We start from the raw sequence: 22,332 nt of genomic DNA, 5'->3' as shown, positions 1-22,332 counted from the left end.
GGGCCGGGACCGCGCTCAGACCACCCGTGCTCCCCTGCGCCAGACCTCCGCGACCAGCGGGACGCCCGGGCGGTAGGCCAGGTGGACGTGGCTCGGGGCGTCGAGGACGGTCAGGTCGGCGTAGGCGCCGGGGGTGAGGCGGCCGATGTCCTCGCGGCGCAGGGCGGCGGCGCCGCCCGCCGTGGCGGACCACACCGCCTCGTCGGGGGTCATGCCCATGTCCCGCACGGCGAGCGCGATGCAGAACGGCACCGAGGAGGTGAAGGACGAGCCCGGGTTGCAGTCCGTGGACAGGGCGACGGTGACACCGGCGTCGAGCAGCCGGCGGGCGTTCGGCCACTCGGCGCGCGTGGAGAACTCGGCGCCGGGCAGCAGCGTGGCGACCGTACGGCCGCTCGCGAGCGCGTCGACGTCGGCGTCCGTGAGGTGGGTGCAGTGGTCGGCGCTGGCCGCGTCGAGTTCGACGGCGAGCTGGACGCCGGGGCCGTAGGAGAGCTGGTTGGCGTGGATGCGCGGCAGCAGGCCCCTGGCCTTGCCGGCGGTGAGGATCGCGCGGGCCTGGTCGCCGTCGAAGGCGCCCTTCTCGCAGAACACGTCGATCCAGCGGGCGTGCGGCGCGCAGGCGTCCAGCATCGCTCCGGTGACCAGGTCGACGTAGGCGGCCGGGTCGTCGGCGTAGTCGGGGGAGACGATGTGCGCGCCGAGGTAGGTCACCTCGTCGGTGTGGCGGGCCGCGAGGCGCAGGGCGCGGGACTCGTCCTCGACGGTGAGGCCGTAGCCGGACTTGGTCTCGAACGTGGTCGTGCCCTGGCGCAGGGCCTCGGCGAGGTACCGGGTGAGGTTGGCCTCCAGTTCCTCGTCGCTCGCGGCGCGGGTGGCCGCCACCGTGGTGCGGATGCCGCCGGCGCTGTAGGAGCGGCCGGACATGCGGGCGTTGAACTCCTGGGTGCGGTCGCCCGCGAAGACCAGGTGGGAGTGGGAGTCGACGAAGCCGGGGAGCACCGCCCGGCCGCCGGCGTCGACCCGGTTGTCAGTGGCGGGTGCTTTCCTTGACTCACCGGTCCACGCGACGCGGTCGCCTTCGATGACGACGGCCGCGTCCTGGATCAGGCCGAGGGGGGAGTTGTCACCGAGGGAGGGGTCGTTGGTGACCAGTGCGGCGATGTTGGTGATGACGGTGCTGCTCATGGTGTCCTCGTGGGGGGTCGTCAGGCGCGGAGGGCTTGGACGGCAGCGGCCAGTGCCTGCGGCACGTCCGGTACGAGCCGGTGCTGTCCGTCGCGTACGACGTGCCGGCCGCCCACGACCGTGTGCCGTACGTCCGCTGCCGTCGCGGCGAATACGGCGGTCTCGGCGCCGAGCCGGGGCAGCGGTCCCGCTGTTCTGACCGAGTCCAGCGCGATCGTCGTGAAGTCGGCGAGGGCGCCGGGGGCGAGGCTGCCCGCGTCGTCCCAGCCGAGGGCGGCGTGGCCGTCGGCGGTGGCGGCGCGCAGCAGGGCGGCGGCCGTCCAGTGGCCGCGGGTGCGCGAGCGCAGCCGCTCGTTCAGCTCCATCGCGCGGGCCTCTTCGAGCAGGTCGATGACGGCGTGGCTGTCGGAGCCGAGGGACAGCGGGGAGCCGGCCCGCTGCAGGGCGACGGCGGGGCCGATGCCGTCGGCCAGGTCGCGCTCGGTCGTGGGGCACATGCAGGTGCCGGTGCCCGAGCCGCCGAGCAGCGCGATGTCCTCGTCGGTGAGGTGGGTGTTGTGCACACCGGTGGTGCGCGGGCCGAGCACGCCGTGGTCGGCGAGGAGCCGGGTGGGGGTGCGGCCGTGCGCCTCACGGCAGGCGTCGTTCTCGGCGGTCTGCTCGGACAGGTGCACATGCAGCGGGGCCCGCCGCTGTTCGGCCCAGGCGGCGACGGTGGCCAGCTGCTCGGCGGGCACGGCCCGCACCGAGTGGACGGCCGCTCCGATCCGTGCGTGATCGTGTTCCTTGAGAAGTGAACAGCGTTCGGCCCAGGCCTCGGCGGTGCCGTCGGAGAAGCGGAGCTGGTGGGCGTTGGGCGCGGTGCCGAAGCCGGCGGACAGGTAGCAGGTGTCGAGGAGGGTGATGCGGATGCCGGCCTCGGCGGCGGCCGCGATCAGCGCCTCGCCCATCGCGTTGGGGTCGGCGTAGGGGGTGCCGCCGGGGGCGTGGTGGACGTAGTGGAACTCGCCCACGGCGGTGATACCGGCCAGGGCCATCTCCGCGTACACCGCGCGGGCGAGGGCGTGGTAGCTGTCGGGCGTGAGCCGGTCGGCGACGGAGTACATCACCTCGCGCCAGGTCCAGAAGGTGCCGGAGCCGACCTGCACGGTGCCGCGCAGGGCCCGGTGGAAGGCGTGCGAGTGGGCGTTGGCCAGCCCGGGCAGGGTCAGCCCGCGCAGCACCTCGGCGCCGGGCGGCGGGGTGGTGACGCCGGTGCGGACGGCGGTGATGCGGCCGCCCGCGATGTCGAGGGCGACGCCCGGCTCGACGTGCGTGCCGAGCCAGGCGTGTTCCAGCCAGTACGTCCCGTTGCTCACCGGCAGGCCAGTCCTTCCAGTACGTCGGCGAGGGCGTGCACTCCGGCCACGCAGTCGTCCTCGGCGGCGGACTCGGCCGGGGAGTGCGAGACGCCCGTGGGGTTGCGCACGAACAGCATGGCGGTCGGGATGCTCCCGGACAGGATTCCGGCGTCGTGTCCGGCGCCGGTGCCGAGGACGGGCACGGTGAGTTCGCCGTGGTGGCCGAGGATGCGGGCGAGTTCGTCGCGCAGGGCGTGGTCGAACTCGACGACGGGCGTGAAGGACTCCCGGACCACGTCCAGGTCGACGCCGTGGGCCTCGGCGTACTCCCGGGCCGCCTTCTCGATACCGGCGAGGACGGTGTCGAGGGTGTCCTGGCCGGGGGCGCGGGAGTCGAGCCAGCCGCGCACCAGGGAGGGGATGGCGTTGACGCCGTTGGGCTCGACGGCGATCTTGCCGAAGGTGGCGACGGCCCCGGCGAGTTCGGCCTCGCGGCGGGCGGCGAGGACGGTCTCGGCGTAGGGCAGCATCGGGTCGCGGCGGTCCACGAGCCGGGTGGTGCCGGCGTGGTTGGCCTCGCCGCGGAAGTCGAAGCGCCAGCGGCCGTGCGGCCAGATGGCGCTGGCCACGCCGACGGCGTCGCCGCTGAGGTCGAGGGCGCGGCCCTGCTCGACGTGCAGTTCGACGAAGGCGCCGATGCGGGCGAGCCGCTCGGGGTCCGCGCCGATGGCGTCGGGGTCGTAACCGGCGTTCTCCATGGCGCGGGCGAGGGTGACGCCGTCGCCGTCGGTGAGGCGGTGGGCCTGCTCGCGGGTGAGCTGTCCGGCGGTGAGCCGGGAGCCGACGCAGGCGAGCCCGAAGCGGGCGCCCTCCTCGTCGCCGAAGTTCACGAGGGCGAGCGGCTTGGTGAACTGCGCTCCCCTGTCGCGCAGTTCGTCCAGGGCGGCGAAGGAGGACACCACGCCGAGGGGGCCGTCGAAGGCGCCGCCGTCGGGCACGGAGTCCAGGTGGGAGCCGGTGACGACGGCGTCCCCTGCGGTGGGGTCGCCGAGCCAGGCCCACTGGTTGCCGTTGCGGTCGACCTCGTAGGTCAGCCCCCGGTCCTCGGCCTGCTGCCGGAACCAGGCCCGGCAGTCGGCGTCGGCGCCGGTCCAGGCGTAGCGGCGGTAGCCGCCGGAGGCGGAGTCGCGGCCGATCGGCAGCAACTCCGCCCACATGCTGTGGAAGCTCACGCCCCGTCACCCTCACGCATCGGCACCCGCACCCCGCGCTGCTCGGCGACGTTCTCGGCGATGTCGTAGCCGGCGTCGACGTGCCGGATGACGCCCATGCCGGGGTCGTTGGTCAGCACGCGGCGGATCTTCTCGCCGGCCAGCGGCGTGCCGTCGGCGACGGTGACCTGGCCGGCGTGGATGGAGCGGCCCATGCCGACGCCGCCGCCGTGGTGCAGGGAGACCCAGGAGGCGCCGGAGGCCACGTTGACCATGGCGTTGAGCAGCGGCCAGTCGGCGATGGCGTCGGAGCCGTCGAGCATGGCCTCGGTCTCCCGGTAGGGGGAGGCGACGGAGCCGCAGTCGAGGTGGTCGCGGCCGATGACGATCGGCGCGGCCAGCTCACCGGAGGCGACCATGTCGTTGAAGCGCTCGCCGGCCTTGTCGCGCTCGCCGTAGCCGAGCCAGCAGATGCGGGCGGGCAGGCCCTGGAAGTGGACGCGCTCGCCGGCCATCTTGATCCAGCGGGCCAGGGACTCGTTCTGCGGGAACAGGTCGAGGATCGCCTTGTCGGTCTTGGCGATGTCGGCGGGGTCGCCGGACAGGGCGGCCCACCGGAACGGGCCCTTGCCCTCGCAGAACAGCGGGCGGATGTAGGCGGGGACGAAGCCGGGGAAGGCGAAGGCGCGGTCGTAGCCGGCCAGCTGGGCCTCGCCGCGGATGGAGTTGCCGTAGTCGAAGACCTCGGCGCCGGCGTCCAGGAAGCCGACCATCGCCTCGACGTGCTTCGCCATGGACTCGCGGGCGCGGGTGGTGAAGCCGGCCGGGTCCTTGGCGGCGGCGTCGGCCATGTCCTCGAAGGCGATGCCGACGGGCAGGTAGGACAGCGGGTCGTGGGCGGAGGTCTGGTCGGTGACGATGTCGATGGGGGCGCCCATGGCGAGCAGCTGCGGGACCAGCTCGGCGGCGTTGCCGAGGACGCCGATGGACAGCGGCCTGCGCTGGTCGCGGGCCTCGGTGGCGAGCTGGAGGGCGTGGTCGAGGGAGTCGGCCTTCACGTCGAGGTAGCGGTGCTCGATGCGGCGGTCGATGGCGCGCGGGTCGCAGTCGATGCAGATGGCGACGCCGTCGTTCATGGTCACGGCGAGGGGCTGGGCGCCGCCCATGCCGCCGAGGCCGGCGGTGAGGGTGATGGTGCCGGCCAGGGTGCCGCCGAACTTCTTCGCGGCGACGGCGGCGAAGGTCTCGTAGGTGCCCTGGAGGATGCCCTGGGTGCCGATGTAGATCCAGGAGCCGGCGGTCATCTGGCCGTACATGGTCAGGCCGAGCTGCTCCAGGCGGCGGAACTCCTCCCAGTTGGCCCAGTCGCCGACCAGGTTGGAGTTGGCGATGAGGACGCGCGGCGCCCACTCGTGGGTCTGCATGACGCCGACCGGGCGGCCGGACTGGACCAGCATGGTCTCGTCGGCCTTGAGGCCCTGCAGGGTGCGGACCATGGCGTCGAAGGAGCGCCAGTCGCGGGCGGCCTTGCCGGTACCGCCGTAGACGACGAGCTTGTCGGGGTGCTCGGCGACCTCGGGGTCGAGGTTGTTCTGCAGCATCCGCAGGGCGGCCTCCTGCTGCCAGCCCTGCGCGCTCAGCTCGGTGCCACGCGGTGCTCGTACGGGGCGGGGTCCCGACATCGTCTGCCTCCTGCGGTTACTACGGATATTCACATCCTGGCTTTCTGAATAGAACTAGTCAACACCTCGGAGCCGCCGCGTCCGCGCGCCGCGGGTGTTTGGCTGGATGCAGGCACGCAGGCACGGCAGGGAGCGACCCACAGGCGACAGGAGGGGAAGACACGTGCGGTACGACGAGGACACCGAGGCCCGGGAGCGCGCGGCCCGGCGGGACGAGGCGGTGCGGGCCGCGGTGGAACAGGGGCTGCTGGGCCCGGACGCACCGCTGGTCGCACTGCTCGACGTCACCGGCATCCGCCGCTCGGCGGCGGCGCTGCGGGCGGCGTTCGAGGCGGTCGTCCCGGCGGGCACCCCGGTGCTGCACGCCTTCGCGGTGAAGGCGACCCCGCTGGTGCCGGTGGTGCGGCTGCTGTGGGAGGAGGGCGTCGGCGCGGAGGTGGCGAGCCCGGGCGAGCTGGCGCTGGCGCGCGCGGCCGGGGTGCCCGCCACGGCCACGGTGCTGGACTCGCCGGCCAAGACCCCGGCCGAGCTGCGGGAGGCGCTGGCCCTGGGCATCGCGGTGAACGCGGACAACCCGCAGGAGCTGGAGCGCCTGGACGCGCTGATGAGGGGCTCCACCAGCGGCTCACCGCTCGGCATCCGGGTCAACCCGCAGGTCGGCGGCGGCTCCATCGAGGCCCTCTCCACCGCGACCGCCACCTCCAAGTTCGGGGTGGCGCTGCGCGACGAGGGGGCCCGGGAGTGGGTGGTGCGGGCGTATCTGGAGCGGCCGTGGCTGACCCGGCTGCACACGCACACCGGGTCGCAGGGCATCCCGCTGTCGCTGATGGCGCAGGGCGTGGCCGAGAGCTACGGGCTCGCGGAGGAGATCAACGAGCGGGCCGGGCGGCGGCAGGTCGACACCCTGGACATCGGCGGCGGGCTGCCGGTGAACTTCGCCTCCGACGCGACGGCGCCGACGTACGCCGAGTACGCGCGACTGCTGCGGGACACGGTGCCGGGGCTGTTCGACGGGCGCTACGGGCTGGTCACCGAGTTCGGCAGGTCGCTGCTGGCCAAGCACGGCACGGTGGTGGCGCGGGTGGAGTACGCCAAGAGCGCGGGCGGGCGGCCGGTGGCGGTGACGCACGCGGGCGTGCAGGTGGCCACGCGCACCGTGTACGCGCCGGGCGCCTGGCCGCTGAGGATCGCCGCGTACGACGCGAAGGGGCGGCCCAAGGAGGGGCCGGCCGTCGTGCAGGACGTGGCGGGGCCGGCGTGCTTCGCGGGGGACCTGCTGGCCCGGGAGCAGGCGCTGCCGCTGCTGGAGCAGGGCGACTACGCGGCGGCGCTGGACACCGGCGCGTACTACTTCGCGCACCACTACGCCTACAACTCCCTGGCGCGGCCCGGCATCCACGGCTTCGCGCCGGACGCGGACGGGGGCGTGGCCTTCGCGGTCGTACGGGAGCCGCAGACGGTCGCCGAGATCGTCGCCGAGTCCGGCGGGGCGCACGCCGACGCGCTCACCACCCTGCGCGCACCCGGGCGCGGCTGAGCGGGCCTCCCCCGCACGGGTCAACGGAGCCGAACATGCGCTCAGTTGACCCACACTAGTCCGCGCTCGGCATGTTCCGCTGGAAAATGCCAGAACGCTCACGGGCTCTCCGTACGGTGCGTAGTGTCGTCGTCACTCGCCCGGACCCCAGGTGGAGGGGAGCGACGGTGCCCGGAATCGACGAGTGCCTGCTGGAGGCCATGCGGCTGCCCGGCGCACGCGGTGCGGCCCTGGTCGACTGGACCAGCGGTCTGGCGCTGGGTGTCGTCGGGGAGTTCCCCGGCGGCGACCCGGAGGCCGCCGCAGCGGAGGTGGCCGAGCTGGCCCGGCTGGCCGCCGAGCAGCCCGCCTTCGCCGCGGCGGACACCTCCGGCGGCGGGCCGGACGACGCGGACCCACCGGTCGAGGACGTGATCGTCAGCAACCGGGACGGCTATCACCTGCTGCGGTTCGTCCCGGCGCCGTTCGACAGCGGCGCGGTGCTGCACCTGTGGCTGGCCCGCGCCGACGGCAATCTCGCCCTGGCCCGCATCCGGCTGGGCGAGATGGCCGGGCGGCTGGTGCTGGGATGACCGTGGTCGAAGCCCCTCCCCCGCTGCCGTTGCGGAAGAAAGCGGCACACGAGCCGGCGGGCGGCCTGTCCCCGATGCTGACCCGGCTCGCCGCCGAGCACGCCACCGGTGTCCTGGTCCGCGAGGGCGGCACCCTGCACCTCGCCGACGGCCTGGTGCTGCACGCCGAGAGCCCCCGCGCCCCCGGTATGGGCGCGCTGCTCACGGCCCGCGGTGCGCTGAGCGCCGAGCAGTGGTGGGCGGCGGCCGGTGCGGCGGGCGACCCGGCCGGCACCGCGCGGCTGCTGGTGGACGCCGGGCACCTGACCGCGGCCGGCGCCGAGATCTGCCATCTGCAGACCCTCTACGACGCCGCCTACTTCACCCTGGCCCCCAGCAGCAGCCCGGGCCGGTTCCACTACGGGGCCGCGCCGCGCCCCGGCGACGCGCTGCCGGGGTTACCGGTCGCCGTCGTGGAGCGGGAGGTGCTGCGCCGCCGGGCGCTGCTGCACCGGCTGTGGCCCGATCCGCTCCCCGACAGCGCGCCGCTGGTGCGCACCGACCCGGTCGCCGCGCCCTCGGTCACCGCCCGCCAGGCGGCCGTACTGGCCCTGGTCGACGGGGTGCGCACGGCGCCGGACATCGCGCTGGCGCTGGGGCGGCGGGCCTTCCCGACGCTGGTGGAGGTGCGGCGCCTGGTCGCGGCCGGCCTGCTCACCACGCCGCCCCCGCTCCCGCCACCGGCCCCGGCCCCGGCCGCCCTGCCGGAGGCCGTGCCCGACGACTTCGATCCCCACATCGCCTTGCTGAAGAGGGTCAGGGATGCGCTGGAGGCCCTTTGACCGGCCACGCCCCCGTGCCGAGCCCCGCACCGATTCCGACACCGAGAGGAGACCCCCGATGGCGGCCGAGCCCGAGATCCTCGCCGAGCTCCACCGGCTGCGTGCCCGCCTCCCCCAGCTGACCGGCGCGGTCGCGGCCGGGCGCGACGGCCTGGTCCTCGCCCACGACGCGCCCGGCGTCGAACCCGACGGCCTGTCCGCGCTCACCGCCACCACGCTGGCGGTCGCGATCGGCATGACCGAGGCGACCGGCCGGGGCGAGCTGCGCGAACTGCTGATCCGCGGCGAGCGCGGCTATGTCGCGACCTACGCGGCGGGCCGTCACGCCGTGCTGACCCTGCTCACCGAGGACCGCGTCAACGTCGGCCGGCTGCACCTGGAGGGACGCCGCGCCGGCGCCCGGATCGGCGAGCTGGTCGACGCCCACGAGGCGCTGGCGCAGGCGCCCGCCCGGCCCGCCACCCCACCTCGACACTCCACGCGCCCGCTGCCCACCCGGGCCGTCACCGCGCGCACCACCACCGAAAACTGAGAGGTAATCACCGTCATGGCCAACACCGAGACCGCGCTGAAGGAATGCCTCGCCTCCATCGAGGGCGCGACCGGCGTCGCACTCGTCGACTACACCAGCGGCATGGCCCTGGGCACGATGGGCGGCAGCAAGACCTTCGACCTCAACGTCGCCGCCGCCGGCAACACCGACGTGATCCGCGCCAAGATGCGCACCATGGAGATGCTCGGCCTCAAGGCGGAGATCGAGGACATCCTGATCACGCTCACCGACCAGTACCACCTGATCCGCCTGCTCAGCGGCCGCAGCGGCAACGGACTCTTCCTCTACCTGGTCCTGGACGCCAAGCGGGCCAACCTGGCGATGGCCCGCCACCAGCTGAAGAAGATCGAGCAGGACCTGGAGGTCTGAGGCCGGCTAGACGAGCGCCGCGGGGCGGCGGCGGCTCCCGCCCGGGGCCGCGTCGCCCGCCGCGACGCCCGTGCCGCGCCAGCCCCCGACCGCCTTGCCCGCGGGGCGCCCGCCGTGCCGGTCGAGCCAGTCGACCCGCACCCACAGCAGCGCGTCCTGGGCCCGCTCCCGCCGTCCCAGCCAGGCGGCCTTCAGCCACAGCCCGGTGCCCAGCCCGGCGAGCAGCAGCCCGCCTGCCACCGGCACGGCGAACGCGGAGCCGAGGGCGGCGGCGAAGGCGAGCAGCAGCCACCAGCGGTGGCCCCGGCGCCAGGCGCGTACGGTCACCGCCCGGTCCTGCAGGACGTCGTACTTGCCCGCGCGGGCAACGCCGCGGGCGAGGGCGGCGTACCGCCCGCGCCGGACCAGGGCCACCACGGCCGCGGCGACGAGGAACAGCGCGGCCCCGGCGAGGACGCCGATCCGGCGCCCGGTCAGTCCCTCCGGTACGGCCCCGGTCCCGGCCGCGATCACCCCGAGCCACCACAGCGGTGCCGCCCCGGCCCGTACGACGACGGCCACCCGGGCCAGCCCCTGTCCTCCGCGCGCCACGTCAGCCTCCCGTGTCACGTATCCAGCAAGCCTGGGCACACGCTAGCGGCGGAACCTGAGACGAATCTGAGAACCCGCCGGGGTCACTCCACGAACAGCCCGCGTGCCGCGGCCTTGGTGTCGAAGTCCTCCAAGCGGGCCTGCGCGTCCGGCAGTTCGTCGGCCATCGCCTCCAGCAGCACCCGCCCGAGCAGCATCGGCGCACAGGCGGTGTCGAAGGCGAGCCCGGTGCCGACGGCGGCGGGCAGCAGCAGGTCGGAGACCTTGGCGACCGGCGCGAAGGCGGAGTCGGCGACGGTGACCACGGTCAGCCCGGCCTCCTTGGCGTACTCCAGGGTCTCCACGACCTCGCGCGGATGGCGGGGCAGCGCGAAGCACAGCAGGGCGGTGGCCCCGGCGTGCACGGCGGCGTCCACCCGGTCGTGGATCATCGTGCCGCCCTCGTTGAGCAGCCGGACGTCCGGGTGGACCTTGGCGGCGAAGTAGGCGAAGCCGTACGCCTGGGAGGCGGCCGCGCGCAGCCCCAGCACCGGCAGCGGCCGGGAGGCGGCGAGGATGCGGCCGGCCTTCCGCACCGGGCGCGGGTCGGCGAGCAGGTCCGCCAGGTGCCGCAGGTTCTCGATCTCGGCCTCGACGGCCTGCTGGTACTCGTTGTACGAGGCGGAGCTCGCGGCGGGTTCGGCGGGCACGACCTCGCGCAGGTGCCGGCGCAGCGCCGGGTAGCCGTCGAAGCCGAGGGCGACGGCGAAGCGGGTCACCGACGGCTGGCTGACCCCGGCCAGTTCGGCCAGCTCGACGCTGGACAGGAAGGGCACGTCGGCGGCCCGGCGGACCATGCTGTGCGCGATGCGCCGCTGGGTCGGTGTGAGCCGGTGCCCCTCGAAGAGGGCCTGCAGCCGGCTCGCCGGGCTGTCGGTCGCGCTCATGACGTACTCCCCCTCCGGTTGTCCTCGCCGCCCCGGGAGAGTACAGCGCCGAGGCATTGACAATTTATTCAGTCTACGTGAACCCTGCATACGGTTATACAGCCCGACCGGGGAGTACGCATGGCTCAACTCGTCGAACTGCGCTCCATCGACGTCGTACCGGACGAGGAACGGCACGGCACCGCCTTCAGCCAGTTCACGCTCTGGCTCGGCGCCAACCTGCAGATCACCGCCGTCGTCACCGGCGCGCTCGCCGTCGTCTTCGGCGGGGACGTCGTCTGGTCGGTCGTGGGCCTGCTGCTCGGCAACCTGCTCGGCGGCGCGGTGATGGCGCTGCACTCCGCGCAGGGCCCGAAGCTGGGCCTGCCGCAGATGATCCAGTCGCGGGCCCAGTTCGGGGTGCGCGGCGCGGTGGTCCCGCTGCTGCTGGTGATCGTGATGTACGTCGGCTTCTTCGCCTCCGGCAGCGTGCTCGCCGGGCAGGCGGTGGGCGAGCTGACGCACACCGACGACACCACCGGCATCATCGTCTTCGCCCTGGTCACGGCGGTGATGGCGACCGTCGGCTACCGGGTCATCCACACCCTCGGCCGCATCGCGAGCACCATCTGCGCGCTCGCCTTCGTCTACCTCGGCATCCGCCTGCTGGACCGCGCCGACGTGAGCGCCCTGCTGCACGACGCCCACTTCTCGCTGCCGATGTTCCTGCTGGCCATGTCCCTGTCGGCGTCCTGGCAGCTGGCGTTCGGCCCGTACGTGGCGGACTACTCGCGCTACCTGCCGCGCACCACCTCCACGAAGGCCACCTTCTGGTGGACGCTGTCCGGCTCGGCGCTCGGCAGCCAGTGGTCGATGACGTTCGGGGTGCTGGTCGCGGCGACGGCGGGCGAGACGTTCCTGGACGGCCAGGTCGGCTATGTCGTCGGCCTCGGCGGCACCGGCCTGGTGGCGTCCTTCTTCTACTTCGTCATCGCGCTCGGCAAGCTCACCATCAACGTGCTCAACACCTACGGCGGCTTCATGTCGATGGTGACCAGCGTCAGCGGCTTCAGCGGCAAGGCGGTGCTGTCGCGGCGCGGCCGGGCCGCCTACATCGCGCTGATCATGCTGGCGGGCACGGCGGTGGCGCTGGCCGGCAAGGACAGCTTCCTGGCCTCCTTCAAGGACTTCCTGCTGTTCCTGCTGACCTTCTTCACCCCGTGGTCGGCGATCAACCTCGCCGACTACTACCTGGTCTCCCGCGAGCGCTACGACATCCCGGCCCTGTTCGACCCGCACGGCCGCTACGGCGCCTGGCGCGGGGGCACGCTCGCGGTGTACGCGGCGGGACTGCTGGCGCAGCTGCCGTTCCTGGCCACCGGCTTCTACACCGGCCCGCTGGTCGAGCCGCTCGGCGGCGCCGACATCTCCTGGATCGTCGGCCTGGTCGTACCGGCCGTGCTGTTCCTGCTGGTCTCCCGGCGCCCGGCGGACCCGAGCACCAAGACGGGGGTTGTCCCCAGTGCGGCCGGTGCCCGCACTCCCTAGCGTGGTCGTCGGACCAGGCGACGGGAGACGGTGATGGACGCCCACGACACGGACCTGAAGAAGGACCTCGACGCCACCCTGCGCGCCCGCCGGGAGCTGGGTGAGGAGTACGAGTCGGCGCTGGTCGACTCCTTCCTGGAGAAGGTCGACCAGCGCGTCGACGCGGCCGTGGACCGCCGGGTGCGCCGGCAGCTCGCCGAGCAGCAGATGGCGGCGGCCCGCGGCGCCCGCTCCCCCGGGCCGTCGGACTCCTGGCCCGAGCGGTTCGGCTTCGGCATCGTGACGCTGGTGCTCGCCGTCCCGCTGTCCGCGATCGCGGCCGTCCAGGCGCATCTGCCCGGCCTGATCGTCGCCTGGACGGGCATCGTCGGCGTCAACGTGGTCCAGGCGGCCCGCTCGGGCGCCGTCCTGTTCGGCCGCCGCGGGGCCGAGCGGGACTCCGGCCGGCAGGAGTGAGCGGACCGCTCAGGCCTGCCGGGTCGGCAGCACCACGATCTGCCGCAGATTGACGTGCCGGGGGCGGCTGGCGACGTAGGCCACGACGTCGGCGACCTCCTCGGCCGCCAGGCTCCCGATCGCCTCGAACATCCCGTCCAGCTGAGTGGCCAGCTCTCCGTCGCCCACGTGCGTCTTCAGCTCGGTCTCCGTCAGCCCCGGCTCGATGTTCGTCACCCGCACGTCCCGCGGCCCGAACTCGGTGCGCAGGGACTGCGAGAGATAGGTGACGGCGGCCTTGGTGGCGCCGTAGACGGCGTAGTTCGGGAACGGGATGTGCGCGCCGATGGAGGAGATGTTCACCAGGTCCGCGGTGGCGCCCTCGCCCGCCGCGCCGACCAGGTCGCCGGTGAAGGCGCGGACCACCCGCAGCACCCCGGTGACGTTGGTGTCGAGCATCCGCTGCCACTCGTCGATCCGGCCCTCCTCCACCGGCCGCGGCAGCATGACGCCGGCGTTGTTCACGACCAGGTCCACCCGGCCGTAGGCGGTGCGCACGGCCTCGGCGGCGCGCGCCACGGACTCCTCGTCGGTGACGTCGGCGACGACGGCGAGGGCCTCGCCCCCGTCGGCGCGGATCTTCTCCACGACCGCCTCCAGCCGGTCCCCGCGCCGGGCCAGCAGCGCCACCCGCGCGCCCTGGGCGGCCAGCAGCGCTGCCACGGCCTGCCCGATCCCGCTGGCGGCCCCGGTGACGACGGCGGTACGGCCGGAGAGGTTCTCGTACGACATGCTGCGCTCCTCGTGATCCGTGGCCGGGGTGTCTCCCCGGCGGCACGTGATCACTCTCGCGGCGCGCGCCCGCCGTACCCAGGGCGACGCTTTTCCTGGGTCTGCCAGTACCAGGTTCCGCTCGGGCGCGCGTGCCTAGGATCGACACCATGAACGGGGACTGGACCACGTCCGGCATCGGGGACTTCCTGCGCTCGCGCCGCGCCCGCATCCGCCCGGAGGAGGTGGGGCTGCCCGCCCACGGCCGCCGCCGGGTGCCGGGCCTGCGCCGCGAGGAGGTGGCGCAGCTCGCCGGGGTGAGCGTCGACTACTACATCCGGCTCGAACAGGGGCGTGGCACCAGCGTCTCCGACGCCGTGCTGGACGCCGTCGCCCGGGTGCTGCGGCTGGACGAGACCGAACGCGACTACCTGCGGTCGGTGGCCCGCCCGCGCGCGAAGCGCACCGCCGCCCGCCCGGCCGCGCCGCGTGTGCGCCGCGGTGTGCAGCTGCTGCTGGACGGCATGGAGCGCAGCCCCGCCTTCGTCCTGAACCAGCGGATGGAGGTGCTGGCCTGGAACGCCCTGGGCGACGCCCTGAACGGCTTCAGCCGTATGGCGCCCGAGGAGCGCTGCGTCCCGCGCCAGGTCTTCCTCGACCCGGCCGGCCGGGAGCTGTTCCCGGAGTGGCACGCGGTCGCCGCGCAGACCGTGGCCCATCTGCGGCTGAGCGCCGGTCTGCACGCCGACGACCCCGCGCTGTGCGCGCTGGTCGGCGAACTCTCCCTCAAGAGCGAGGACTTCCGCCGGCTGTGGGCCGACCACGAGGTCCGGGAGTGCGCGTACGGCGTGAAGACGCTCCGGCACCCGGTGGCGGGCCTGCTGACGCTGCCCTACGAGACGCTGTCCGTGCCCGCGGACCCGGAGCAGACCATCGTCGTCTACACCCCCGAGCCCGGCTCGGAGACGGCGGAACGGCTGGCGCTGCTGGGCAGTTGGACGTCAGCCGTCGCCGAAGCCCCGGAACGTGCCTGACGAGGCGTCGGCCGCGTCCGCGTAGTCGGCGAAGTCCATGTTGGCGATGGACAGGTTGGCCGCGATGTCCGCGTACCAGCGCACCGGCACCCGGAAGGTGCGGCCCGGCTCGTCGTGGAGGTCGACGGCGAGCAGCGGGAGTTCGGGGTCGGTCAGGGTGGTGGCGTCGGCCAGGAAGACCTCGCAGATCCGCTCGTCCTCGGCCGCCGCGTTCTCCTCGTCGAGCAGTGCCTCGATGCTCGCCCCGTCGAAGCGGGGGTCGCTGACACGGGTGGCGGACTCGTCGGCGGAGTCGAGCCGCGCGCACAGCGCGTTCCAGGCGGCGTCGTCGCTGAAGTCGGTGCGCAGGACGAGCGTGGCGAGGTCGTCGGGCTGAGGAAGGGCCATGCGGGTGATCCTCTCACCCGGCACCGACAGCGACGGCCGTGGAAGAACACGGAAGAGTCCCGGATCAGTTCCGGAAAAGTAATGCGCGGGGACCGCCGCACCCCCGTTGCCGGGGGGCGGGACGACGGCGGTCCCCGCGAGGGACACGGGCCGGGTCAGGCCGGGCCACGCGTCCGTGGCGTCCTTGGAGGTCCGGGAGCCGCTCCGGAGGTCCGTGACGCCGTTCGGCGCCGGCTTCGGGTGGGGAGCCGCTCCCACCCGCCTGCCGACAACGACAACTGTGCCGGACGCGTGTTAAGCGGGTGCTGCGCGGACGTGACGCCCTCGTACCACTTCCGCGCCGGACCGATCGGCCGAGGTCACCCCGAGTTCGCCGCCGCAAGCGGCGGTTCACCCGGGGTTCACCGCCTCGTTCAGCCCTTGGCGAGGAACGCCAGCAGGTCCTGCCGGCTGACGACGCCGGTCGGCTTGCCCTCGACCAGGACGATCGCCGCGTCGGCCTTGCCGAGCACGGCCATCAGGTCCGCGACCGGCTCACCGGAGCCGACCTGCGGCAGCGGCGCCGACATGTGCTTCTCCAGCGGGTCCTCCAGCGAGGCGCGCTTGCTGAACAGCGCGTCCAGCAGTTCCCGTTCGACGACCGAGCCGACGACCTCGGCGGCCATCACGTCCGGGTGGCCGGCGCCCGGCTTGACCACCGGCATCTGCGAGACGCCGTACTCGCGCAGCACCTCGATGGCCTGACCGACGGTCTCCTCCGGGTGCATGTGGACCAGGGACGGCATGGCGCCGTGCTCCTTGTCGTTGAGCACGTCGGCGACGCGGGCGCTCGGGCCCTCGTCCTCCAGGAAGCCGTAGTCGGCCATCCACTCGTCGTTGAAGATCTTGCTGAGGTAGCCGCGGCCGCTGTCCGGCAGCAGCACGACCACGACGTCGTCCTCGGTGAGCCGCGCGGCCACCTCCAGCGCCGCGACGACCGCCATGCCGCAGGAACCGCCCACCAGCAGCCCCTCCTCCTTGGCGAGGCGGCGGGTCATCTGGAAGGAGTCCTTGTCGGACACGGGGACGATCTCGTCCGCGACCGTGCGGTCGTAGGCGGTCGGCCAGAAGTCCTCACCGACGCCCTCGACGAGATACGGCCGCCCGGAGCCGCCGGAGTACACCGAGCCCTCGGGGTCGGCGCCGATGACCTTCACCTTGCCGTCGCTGACGTCCTTCAGGTAGCGGCCGGTACCGGAGATGGTGCCGCCGGTGCCGACGCCCGCCACGAAGTGGGTGATCTTCCCCTCGGTCTGCTCCCACAGCTCCGGGCCGGTGGAGTGGTAGTGGGACAGCGGGTTGTTGGGGTTGGAGTACTGGTCCGGCTTCCACGCCCCCGGCGTCTCGCGCACCAGCCGGTCGGAGACGTTGTAGTAGGAGTCGGGGTGCTCGGGCGCGACGGCGGTCGGGCAGACGACCACCTCGGCACCGTAGGCCCGCAGTACGTTGATCTTGTCGGTGCTCACCTTGTCGGGGCACACGAAGATGCACTTGTAGCCCTTCTGCTGGGCCACGATGGCGAGCCCGACGCCCGTGTTGCCGCTGGTCGGCTCGACGATCGTGCCGCCCGGCTTGAGCTCGCCGCTCTGCTCGGCCGCCTCGATCATGCGCAGGGCGATGCGGTCCTTCACCGACCCGCCGGGGTTGAAGTACTCCACCTTGGCAAGGACGGTGGCCTTGATGCCCTTGGTCACGCTGTTGAGCCGCACCAGCGGGGTGTTGCCGACGAGGCTGATCATCGAGTCGTGGAATTGCACCGTTGTCTCCGGATGCTGCAAAAGATGTGGTCGTGGTGTTCCGCCAGCCTATGGCCTGTGTGGCGTCCATGACGGGCGTTCACTCTTCGTTGAGATTGGGCAACGGTCCGTACGGGGCAAGGAGTGGGTGAGGGCGCTTCGAGGAGGTGGCGGCGACGCATGACGAGCATGTCGAGGGCGCGGGTGGCCCGGCGCATCGCGGCGGGCGCCGCGTACGGCGGGGGCGGCATCGGACTCGCGGGCGCGGCGCTGGTCGGCCTGCTGGTGGCCGAGGCGCAGATGGCCCGCCGCCATGTGGGCAACGGCACCACCAGCCATGTGCCGAACGCCGAGGGCCTGTACGGCCTGTCCTACGACACCCCGGGTGAACCGCCGCTGCGGCTGCTGATGCTGGGCGACTCCACGGCTGCCGGGCAGGGTGTGCACCGCGCCGGGCAGACCCCGGGCGCGCTGCTGGCGTCCGGGCTCGCGGCGGTCGCGGAACGCCCCGTGGAGCTGCGCAACGTCGCCCTGCCCGGCGCCCGCTCCGACGACCTGGAACGCCAGGTGGGCCTCGCGCTGGCGGACCCGGGCCGGGTGCCCGACATTTGCGTGATCATGGTCGGTGCGAACGATGTCACCCACCGGATGCCGCCGACCCGCTCGGTGCGGTACCTGTCGGCTGCGGTACGGCGGCTGCGGACCGCCGGGGCGGAGGTGGTCGTCGGCACGTGTCCCGATCTCGGCACCATCGAGCCGGTGCAGCAGCCGCTGCGGTGGCTGGCCCGGCGGGCCTCGCGGCAGCTGGCGGCGGCGCAGACGATCGGGGTGGTGGAGCAGGGGGGCCGCACGGTGTCGCTGGGCGACCTGCTGGGGCCGGAGTTCGCGGCGAACCCGCGGGAGCTGTTCGGGCCGGACAGCTACCACCCCTCGGCCGAGGGGTACGCGACGGCGGCGATGGCGGTGCTGCCCACGGTCTGCGCGACGCTGGGGCTGTGGCCGGCGGAGGAGGAGCGGCCGGACGTCAGCCGCCGCGAGGGGTTCCTGCCGGTGGCCAAGGCGGCGGCGGAGGCGGCGTCGGAGGCCGGCACGGAGGTCGCGGCGGCGCGGGGTCCGTGGGCCCTGCTCAAGCGCCGCCGCCGGCGCCGGGTCCCGGAAACCGAGCCGGAGGCCGCGGCACCGTCGCCCTGAGGGGTACCCGGTACCTGCGGCGGCCGGGGGTGGGTGACGCATCCCGGCGCGACGGGGTGCCGCTGCGCCCACCCGTGCCGCCCCAGCGGCACGACTGCCCGCAGCTATGCCAACCAAGGGGCGCGGGGAACTGCGCGATCAGCCCACCACCACCCGCAGACGAAAGAACGCGCCCGGCACCCCCGCACCCCCTCCCCCACAAGCCGTCGACAGACAAAAGCAAGCGCTTAGAAAGTTGCGGCCAAGGTCACACCTCGCCTCTCGTGACCGGAACCATACGTAGGGGTAACTTCCCTTGAAGTCCGCCCGATCACCGCAAGCCCCTGGAGCCGTGATGCCCGAAGCCGTCATCGTCTCGACCGCCCGCTCCCCCATCGGCCGCGCCTTCAAGGGCTCCCTGAAGGACCTGCGCCCGGACGACCTCACCGCCACGATCATCCAGGCGGCCCTGGCCAAGGTCCCCGAGCTCGACCCCAAGGACATCGACGACCTGATGCTCGGCTGTGGCCTCCCCGGCGGCGAGCAGGGCAACAACCTCGGCCGCGTCGTGGCCGTGCAGATGGGCATGGACCACCTGCCCGGCTGCACGATCACCCGTTACTGCTCCTCCTCGCTGCAGACCTCCCGCATGGCCCTGCACGCCATCAAGGCCGGTGAGGGCGACGTCTTCATCTCGGCCGGCGTCGAGACGGTCTCCCGCTTCACCAAGGGCAACTCCGACAGCCTCCCGGACACGCACAACCCGCTCTTCGCCGAGGCCGAGGCCCGCACCGCCGCCGTCGCCGAGCAGGAGGGCACGACCTGGCACGACCCGCGCGAGGACGGCCTGCTGCCCGACGCCTACATCGCGATGGGCCAGACCGCCGAGAACCTCGCCCGCTGGAAGGGCGTCACCCGCCAGGACATGGACGAGTTCGCCGTCCGCTCGCAGAACCTCGCCGAGGAAGCCATCAAGAACGGCTTCTGGGAGCGCGAGATCACCCCGGTGACGCTGCCCGACGGCACGGTCGTCTCCAAGGACGACGGCCCGCGCGCCGGCGTCACCCTGGACGCCGTCCAGGGCCTGAAGCCGGTCTTCCGCCCGGACGGACTCGTCACCGCCGGCAACTGCTGCCCGCTCAACGACGGCGCCGCCGCGCTCGTCATCATGTCGGACACCAAGGCCCGCGAGCTGGGCCTGACCCCGCTCGCCCGCATCGTCTCCACCGGTGTCTCCGGCCTGTCCCCGGAGATCATGGGCCTCGGCCCGGTGGAGGCCTCCCAGCAGGCCCTGCGCCGCGCCGGCCTGACCATCGACGACATCGACCTGGTCGAGATCAACGAGGCGTTCGCCGCCCAAGTGATCCCCTCCTACCGCGACCTCGGCATCCCGCTGGAGAAGCTGAACGTCAACGGCGGTGCCATCGCCGTCGGCCACCCCTTCGGCATGACCGGCGCCCGCATCACCGGCACCCTCATCAACTCCCTGCAGTGCCACGACAAGCAGTTCGGCCTGGAGACGATGTGCGTCGGCGGCGGCCAGGGCATGGCGATGGTCATCGAGCGCCTCAGCTGAACCTCTGAGTGACCGACGGGGCACCTTGTGTGATCCCATGGCCCGGAGTCCGCGAACTCGCCGGACTCCGGGCCGTTTTGTGATCCAATCTCCCCCATGATGTGACCTATATCCCTCTCCCCCGGGAAACTCGCAGGTCAACGACACCCCACCGGCCACCCAAGACCCAACAGCCTGTCCGTTTCGTGACGTTACGCACTGACAACTTGATGGTCCACCCTTCAAGCTGATGTAGGAAGTCGGGGGTCGACTTTGAACTGGGAGTACGTCAGTGAGCGCCATGCCGATCGCGTTGCTGGTCACCACGGCCGCCACGGGCGCCGTGGGCGTCGCCGTCCTGCGCACCCTCGTGCTGCTGCGCAGGCAGGTGGCGGCCCTGCACACCCAGCTGGCGGAGAGCAACACCGCGGCCCACGGACTGGTGCCCGCCGCCCGTGTCACGGCCGACACCGACGAGATACGCGCCGCCGTGGCCGACGCGCTCGCCGAGGAGCGTGAGCGGGAGCTGGCCGAGGCGCGGGCGTTCTGGGCGGCCCAGGAGGCCCGTGACGCCTCCGACGCGCCCACGCTGCTGGGTCTGGCCGACAGCGAGCTGTTCCTGCCCCGCCAGGCCGACTTCGCGGGCCTGGAGCCGGTGGCCGAGCACGGCCCGGAGGCCGACGAGTTCTCCCCCAAGGACTTCGTCCAGCCAGGTACCTCCACGGAGTCGCCCGAGCTGGCGGCGGCCCGTCGCCGTCACCCCTCCCACCCGGACTTCGTGCCGATGCAGTCACCGGTCGTCAACGACCATGAGCGCACGGTGGCCATCCTCGACGAACTGGCCGCCTCCCGCATCGCCCTGACGGATGTGCGTCCCGGCCCGCTGGGCACGCTCGACGTCTACGTCTTCGCCGACGGCACGACCCTGTGCATGACCCCGGGCCACCGCGACACCGCCGACCGCCTGGCGGCCGCGCTGCGTGCCGGCGACGCCCCGTACCTGCTCGGCGGCTCGGGCATCTCGGGCGCGTACACGCTGACGTTCGCGTGCGGCGAGGAGAACGTCTACATCCTGGCGGACCGGGTCATCGCGAGCCTGTGAACCGGGGCGGGGTCAGATCCCCGCCCTCTTCTGCGCCTCCTCGACCAAGCGCACGGCCTCCTCCACCTCGGCCTGATCGCGCAGCACGAGCGCCAGATCCCGCCCGGCGACGGTCACCTGGTCCGCGGCGGCGAACATCCCCGCGTCCGGCATCTCCCGTGGCTCGCGCGACGGCTCCTCCCGAAGCTGTGCCCGCGCGGCCAACTCCCGGGCCAGCGCCAGCGCCTCCGCGGCGGCACCCCGTTGCAGTCGGGACTGCGGCGCGGCCCGCAACCGGTCGGCGAAGTGATCAACAGCTCGGGTCAGAGACGTCGTATCCACCACGGCGCGAGCCTACGCGCCCGCTCGGGACTGTTGCCAACGGGCGAACACTCAGGCACGGTGACCTGAAGGACCGGCTTACATCCCATGCGTCCGGAGGCGCCGATGTCCCATGTCCTCTCCGAGGAGACCCACCGCAACATTCTCGCCCGCATCCCCCACTGCACCGGTCGTGAGATCGCCGACTGGCTGCGCACCGTCGAAGAAGGACCCGCCCTCCGTTTCGAGGAGAAGGTCAGCTGGCTCCGGCACGAGCACAACCTCGCGTACGGGCACGCCAAGGCGATCATCCATGAGTACGAACTGAGGAGGGCCGCGCGGAGGCTGTGAGGCCCGCGCCAGGTCGTGACAACGCCAAGGGCCCCGGGATGCGCTCCCGGGGCCCTTGTCACGTCAGCCGGCGTCGGCCGCCGCGCGTCAGTCGTTGTTGCTGAAGATCGCCACCAGGCGCAGCATCTCCAGGTAGATCCACACCAGCGTCATGGTGAGACCGAACGCGGCCAGCCACGCCTCGTTGCGCGGGGCGCCGTAGGCGATCCCGTCCTCGATCTGCTTGAAGTCGAGGGTCAGGAAGAACGCGCCGATCAGGATGGCGATGATGCCCACGACCGCGCCCAGCGGGCCGAAGCTGCGCAGACCGCCGTCGTCCGCGGCGCCGAACACGACCAGCAGCATGTTGACGGCCATGACCAGCACGAACGCCAGGGCGATGGCCATGCCCACGCGGGCGTAGCGGGCGGTGACGCGGATCCAGCCGGCCTTGTAGACCAGCAGGGTGGCCGCGGAGACCGCCATGGTGCCCAGCACCGCCTGGAACGGGGCGCCGCTCCACTGGGTGTTGTACATCTCGCTGATCACGCCGAGGAAGACGCCCTCGAACGCGGCGTAGCCCAGGATCAGCGCGGGCGACGGGGTGCGCTTGAAGCTCTGCACCATCGCCAGGACGAAGGCGACCAGCGCCGAGCCGACCGCGAGGCCGTAGGAGCCGGTCGAGACCGGCAGGACGGCCCAGGCGAGGACCGCGCCGAGGACGACCACACCGAGCGTGGTGGCCGAGCGCACGACGACGTCGTCCATCGTCATCCGGCCGGTGGTGGCCGGGGCCTGCGGGGCGCCGTACTGCGCGTCCGGCTGGGCGTAGGGGTTGGTCGCGTACGGGTTCTGCGCGTAGGGGTTGCCGCCCTGGGCGTAGGGGTTGCCCTGTGCGTACCCGGCCTGCGGTGCGGTGTTGAAGCCCGCGTAGCCGTTGTCGCGGCTGAACCCCCGTCGCGAGAAGACCGGGTTGCTGCTCCTCATCTCACTCCTCCATGGCCACCGTGCGTGGCCTTGGCTCAAGAGTAATGGAAAGGCAAAGGATCGACCCTAATACCTGGGGAGGATCTTTCCCGCCTCGTGCTGCGCAACACGCTACGCGCAGGGGTGATTCCCGCCACCGCCGGAGGCGATTCATGACCAAGCCGGTACG

23 protein-coding genes are annotated in these 22,332 nt (G+C 72.9%); 12 read left to right on the top strand and 11 right to left on the bottom strand.

The window, feature by feature from the left end; all coding sequences use genetic code 11:
* Positions 1–15 precede the first annotated feature (15 nt).
* From hutI to hutU, 4 genes are read right to left on the bottom strand one after another with little or no spacing between them, the layout of a single operon-like run.
* Entirely contained in the window at positions 16–1,188 is a 1,173-nt protein-coding gene (gene hutI / locus C3489_RS22120) for an imidazolonepropionase (RefSeq protein ID WP_103783767.1), read from the bottom strand.
* 20 nt (positions 1,189–1,208) lie between these two features.
* Complete coding sequence (locus C3489_RS22115; RefSeq protein WP_103783766.1) at positions 1,209–2,546, bottom strand: formimidoylglutamate deiminase; 1,338 nt, start codon at positions 2,544–2,546, stop codon at positions 1,209–1,211.
* Entirely contained in the window at positions 2,543–3,760 is a 1,218-nt protein-coding gene (locus tag C3489_RS22110; protein WP_103783765.1) for an allantoate amidohydrolase, read from the bottom strand. The genes C3489_RS22115 and C3489_RS22110 overlap by 4 nt, the downstream gene beginning before the upstream one ends.
* Complete coding sequence (hutU, locus tag C3489_RS22105) at positions 3,757–5,421, bottom strand: urocanate hydratase (protein ID WP_103783764.1); 1,665 nt, start codon at positions 5,419–5,421, stop codon at positions 3,757–3,759. The genes C3489_RS22110 and hutU overlap by 4 nt, the downstream gene beginning before the upstream one ends.
* Before the next feature lie 106 nt (positions 5,422–5,527).
* Between hutU and C3489_RS22100 the strand changes: the two genes are divergently transcribed.
* The 5 genes from C3489_RS22100 to C3489_RS22080 all read left to right on the top strand — a co-directional run bounded on the left by C3489_RS22100 (position 5,528) and on the right by C3489_RS22080 (position 9,273).
* Positions 5,528–6,958 carry a diaminopimelate decarboxylase gene (locus tag C3489_RS22100; RefSeq protein WP_103783763.1) on the top strand — a complete coding sequence of 477 codons (1,431 nt, stop codon included), beginning with the start codon at positions 5,528–5,530 and terminating at the stop codon, positions 6,956–6,958.
* 167 nt (positions 6,959–7,125) lie between these two features.
* Positions 7,126–7,530 carry a hypothetical protein gene (locus tag C3489_RS22095; protein ID WP_103783762.1) on the top strand — a complete coding sequence of 135 codons (405 nt, stop codon included), beginning with the start codon at positions 7,126–7,128 and terminating at the stop codon, positions 7,528–7,530.
* Complete coding sequence (locus C3489_RS22090; RefSeq protein WP_103783761.1) at positions 7,527–8,351, top strand: hypothetical protein; 825 nt, start codon at positions 7,527–7,529, stop codon at positions 8,349–8,351. Before C3489_RS22095 ends, C3489_RS22090 begins: the two co-directional genes overlap by 4 nt.
* A gap of 58 nt (positions 8,352–8,409) precedes the next feature.
* Positions 8,410–8,883, top strand: coding sequence for a roadblock/LC7 domain-containing protein (locus C3489_RS22085; protein WP_103783760.1), 474 nt, complete (start codon positions 8,410–8,412; stop codon positions 8,881–8,883).
* 15 nt (positions 8,884–8,898) lie between these two features.
* Positions 8,899–9,273 (top strand): hypothetical protein, encoded by a 375-nt coding sequence (locus tag C3489_RS22080; protein ID WP_103783759.1) that lies wholly within the window; start codon positions 8,899–8,901, stop codon positions 9,271–9,273.
* 6 nt (positions 9,274–9,279) lie between these two features.
* On the opposite strand, the gene C3489_RS22075 is transcribed toward C3489_RS22080, so the two are convergent.
* Positions 9,280–9,864: a hypothetical protein gene (locus tag C3489_RS22075; protein WP_103783758.1), complete on the bottom strand. Its 585-nt coding sequence runs from the start codon at positions 9,862–9,864 to the stop codon at positions 9,280–9,282.
* Positions 9,865–9,947: 83 nt separating this feature from the next.
* A complete protein-coding gene (locus C3489_RS22070; RefSeq protein ID WP_103783757.1) occupies positions 9,948–10,790 on the bottom strand; it encodes a MurR/RpiR family transcriptional regulator in 843 nt (280 codons plus the stop codon).
* A 120-nt stretch (positions 10,791–10,910) separates the two neighbouring features.
* Between C3489_RS22070 and C3489_RS22065 the strand changes: the two genes are divergently transcribed.
* Together C3489_RS22065 and C3489_RS22060 are read left to right on the top strand one after the other, a co-directional pair.
* Positions 10,911–12,317, top strand: a complete 1,407-nt coding sequence (locus tag C3489_RS22065) for a cytosine permease (RefSeq protein WP_258054896.1) — start codon at positions 10,911–10,913, stop codon at positions 12,315–12,317.
* A 33-nt stretch (positions 12,318–12,350) separates the two neighbouring features.
* Positions 12,351–12,773 carry a hypothetical protein gene (locus C3489_RS22060; protein WP_103783756.1) on the top strand — a complete coding sequence of 141 codons (423 nt, stop codon included), beginning with the start codon at positions 12,351–12,353 and terminating at the stop codon, positions 12,771–12,773.
* Positions 12,774–12,782: 9 nt separating this feature from the next.
* On the opposite strand, the gene C3489_RS22055 is transcribed toward C3489_RS22060, so the two are convergent.
* Positions 12,783–13,544: an SDR family oxidoreductase gene (locus C3489_RS22055; RefSeq protein ID WP_103783755.1), complete on the bottom strand. Its 762-nt coding sequence runs from the start codon at positions 13,542–13,544 to the stop codon at positions 12,783–12,785.
* Between the two features lie 149 nt (positions 13,545–13,693).
* Here C3489_RS22055 and C3489_RS22050 point away from each other — a divergent pair, with 149 nt between their 5' ends.
* Positions 13,694–14,557: a helix-turn-helix transcriptional regulator gene (locus tag C3489_RS22050; RefSeq protein ID WP_103783754.1), complete on the top strand. Its 864-nt coding sequence runs from the start codon at positions 13,694–13,696 to the stop codon at positions 14,555–14,557.
* On the opposite strand, the gene C3489_RS22045 is transcribed toward C3489_RS22050, so the two are convergent.
* Positions 14,525–14,944: a DUF6924 domain-containing protein gene (locus tag C3489_RS22045; RefSeq protein WP_103783753.1), complete on the bottom strand. Its 420-nt coding sequence runs from the start codon at positions 14,942–14,944 to the stop codon at positions 14,525–14,527. The genes C3489_RS22050 and C3489_RS22045 overlap by 33 nt on opposite strands.
* Positions 14,945–15,357: 413 nt before the next feature.
* Positions 15,358–16,740, bottom strand: coding sequence for a cystathionine beta-synthase (locus C3489_RS22040; RefSeq protein ID WP_103783752.1), 1,383 nt, complete (start codon positions 16,738–16,740; stop codon positions 15,358–15,360).
* Positions 16,741–16,899: 159 nt separating this feature from the next.
* Between C3489_RS22040 and C3489_RS22035 the strand changes: the two genes are divergently transcribed.
* From C3489_RS22035 to C3489_RS22025, 3 genes are all read left to right on the top strand, one after another.
* A complete protein-coding gene (locus C3489_RS22035; RefSeq protein ID WP_103783751.1) occupies positions 16,900–17,910 on the top strand; it encodes an SGNH/GDSL hydrolase family protein in 1,011 nt (336 codons plus the stop codon).
* Between the two features lie 334 nt (positions 17,911–18,244).
* Positions 18,245–19,465, top strand: a complete 1,221-nt coding sequence (locus C3489_RS22030) for an acetyl-CoA C-acetyltransferase (RefSeq protein ID WP_103783750.1) — start codon at positions 18,245–18,247, stop codon at positions 19,463–19,465.
* Positions 19,466–19,736: 271 nt separating this feature from the next.
* On the top strand, positions 19,737–20,546 hold the full coding sequence (locus C3489_RS22025; RefSeq protein ID WP_103783749.1) for a hypothetical protein: 810 nt from the start codon (positions 19,737–19,739) through the stop codon (positions 20,544–20,546).
* Between the two features lie 12 nt (positions 20,547–20,558).
* Here C3489_RS22025 and C3489_RS22020 read toward each other — a convergent pair whose 3' ends face one another.
* Positions 20,559–20,870, bottom strand: coding sequence for a hypothetical protein (locus tag C3489_RS22020; protein WP_181139781.1), 312 nt, complete (start codon positions 20,868–20,870; stop codon positions 20,559–20,561).
* 102 nt (positions 20,871–20,972) lie between these two features.
* Between C3489_RS22020 and C3489_RS22015 the strand changes: the two genes are divergently transcribed.
* On the top strand, positions 20,973–21,197 hold the full coding sequence (locus C3489_RS22015; protein WP_103783799.1) for a DUF4287 domain-containing protein: 225 nt from the start codon (positions 20,973–20,975) through the stop codon (positions 21,195–21,197).
* Between the two features lie 87 nt (positions 21,198–21,284).
* On the opposite strand, the gene C3489_RS22010 is transcribed toward C3489_RS22015, so the two are convergent.
* Positions 21,285–22,163 carry a Bax inhibitor-1/YccA family protein gene (locus C3489_RS22010; RefSeq protein WP_103783748.1) on the bottom strand — a complete coding sequence of 293 codons (879 nt, stop codon included), beginning with the start codon at positions 22,161–22,163 and terminating at the stop codon, positions 21,285–21,287.
* Positions 22,164–22,332: the final 169 nt, after the last annotated feature.

The organism is Streptomyces sp. Ru71, from assembly GCF_002920535.1.
Taxonomy (GTDB): domain Bacteria; phylum Actinomycetota; class Actinomycetes; order Streptomycetales; family Streptomycetaceae; genus Streptomyces.
Note: the sequence above shows the minus strand (reverse complement) of the source record. Positions and strands in the feature narration are given on the sequence as shown.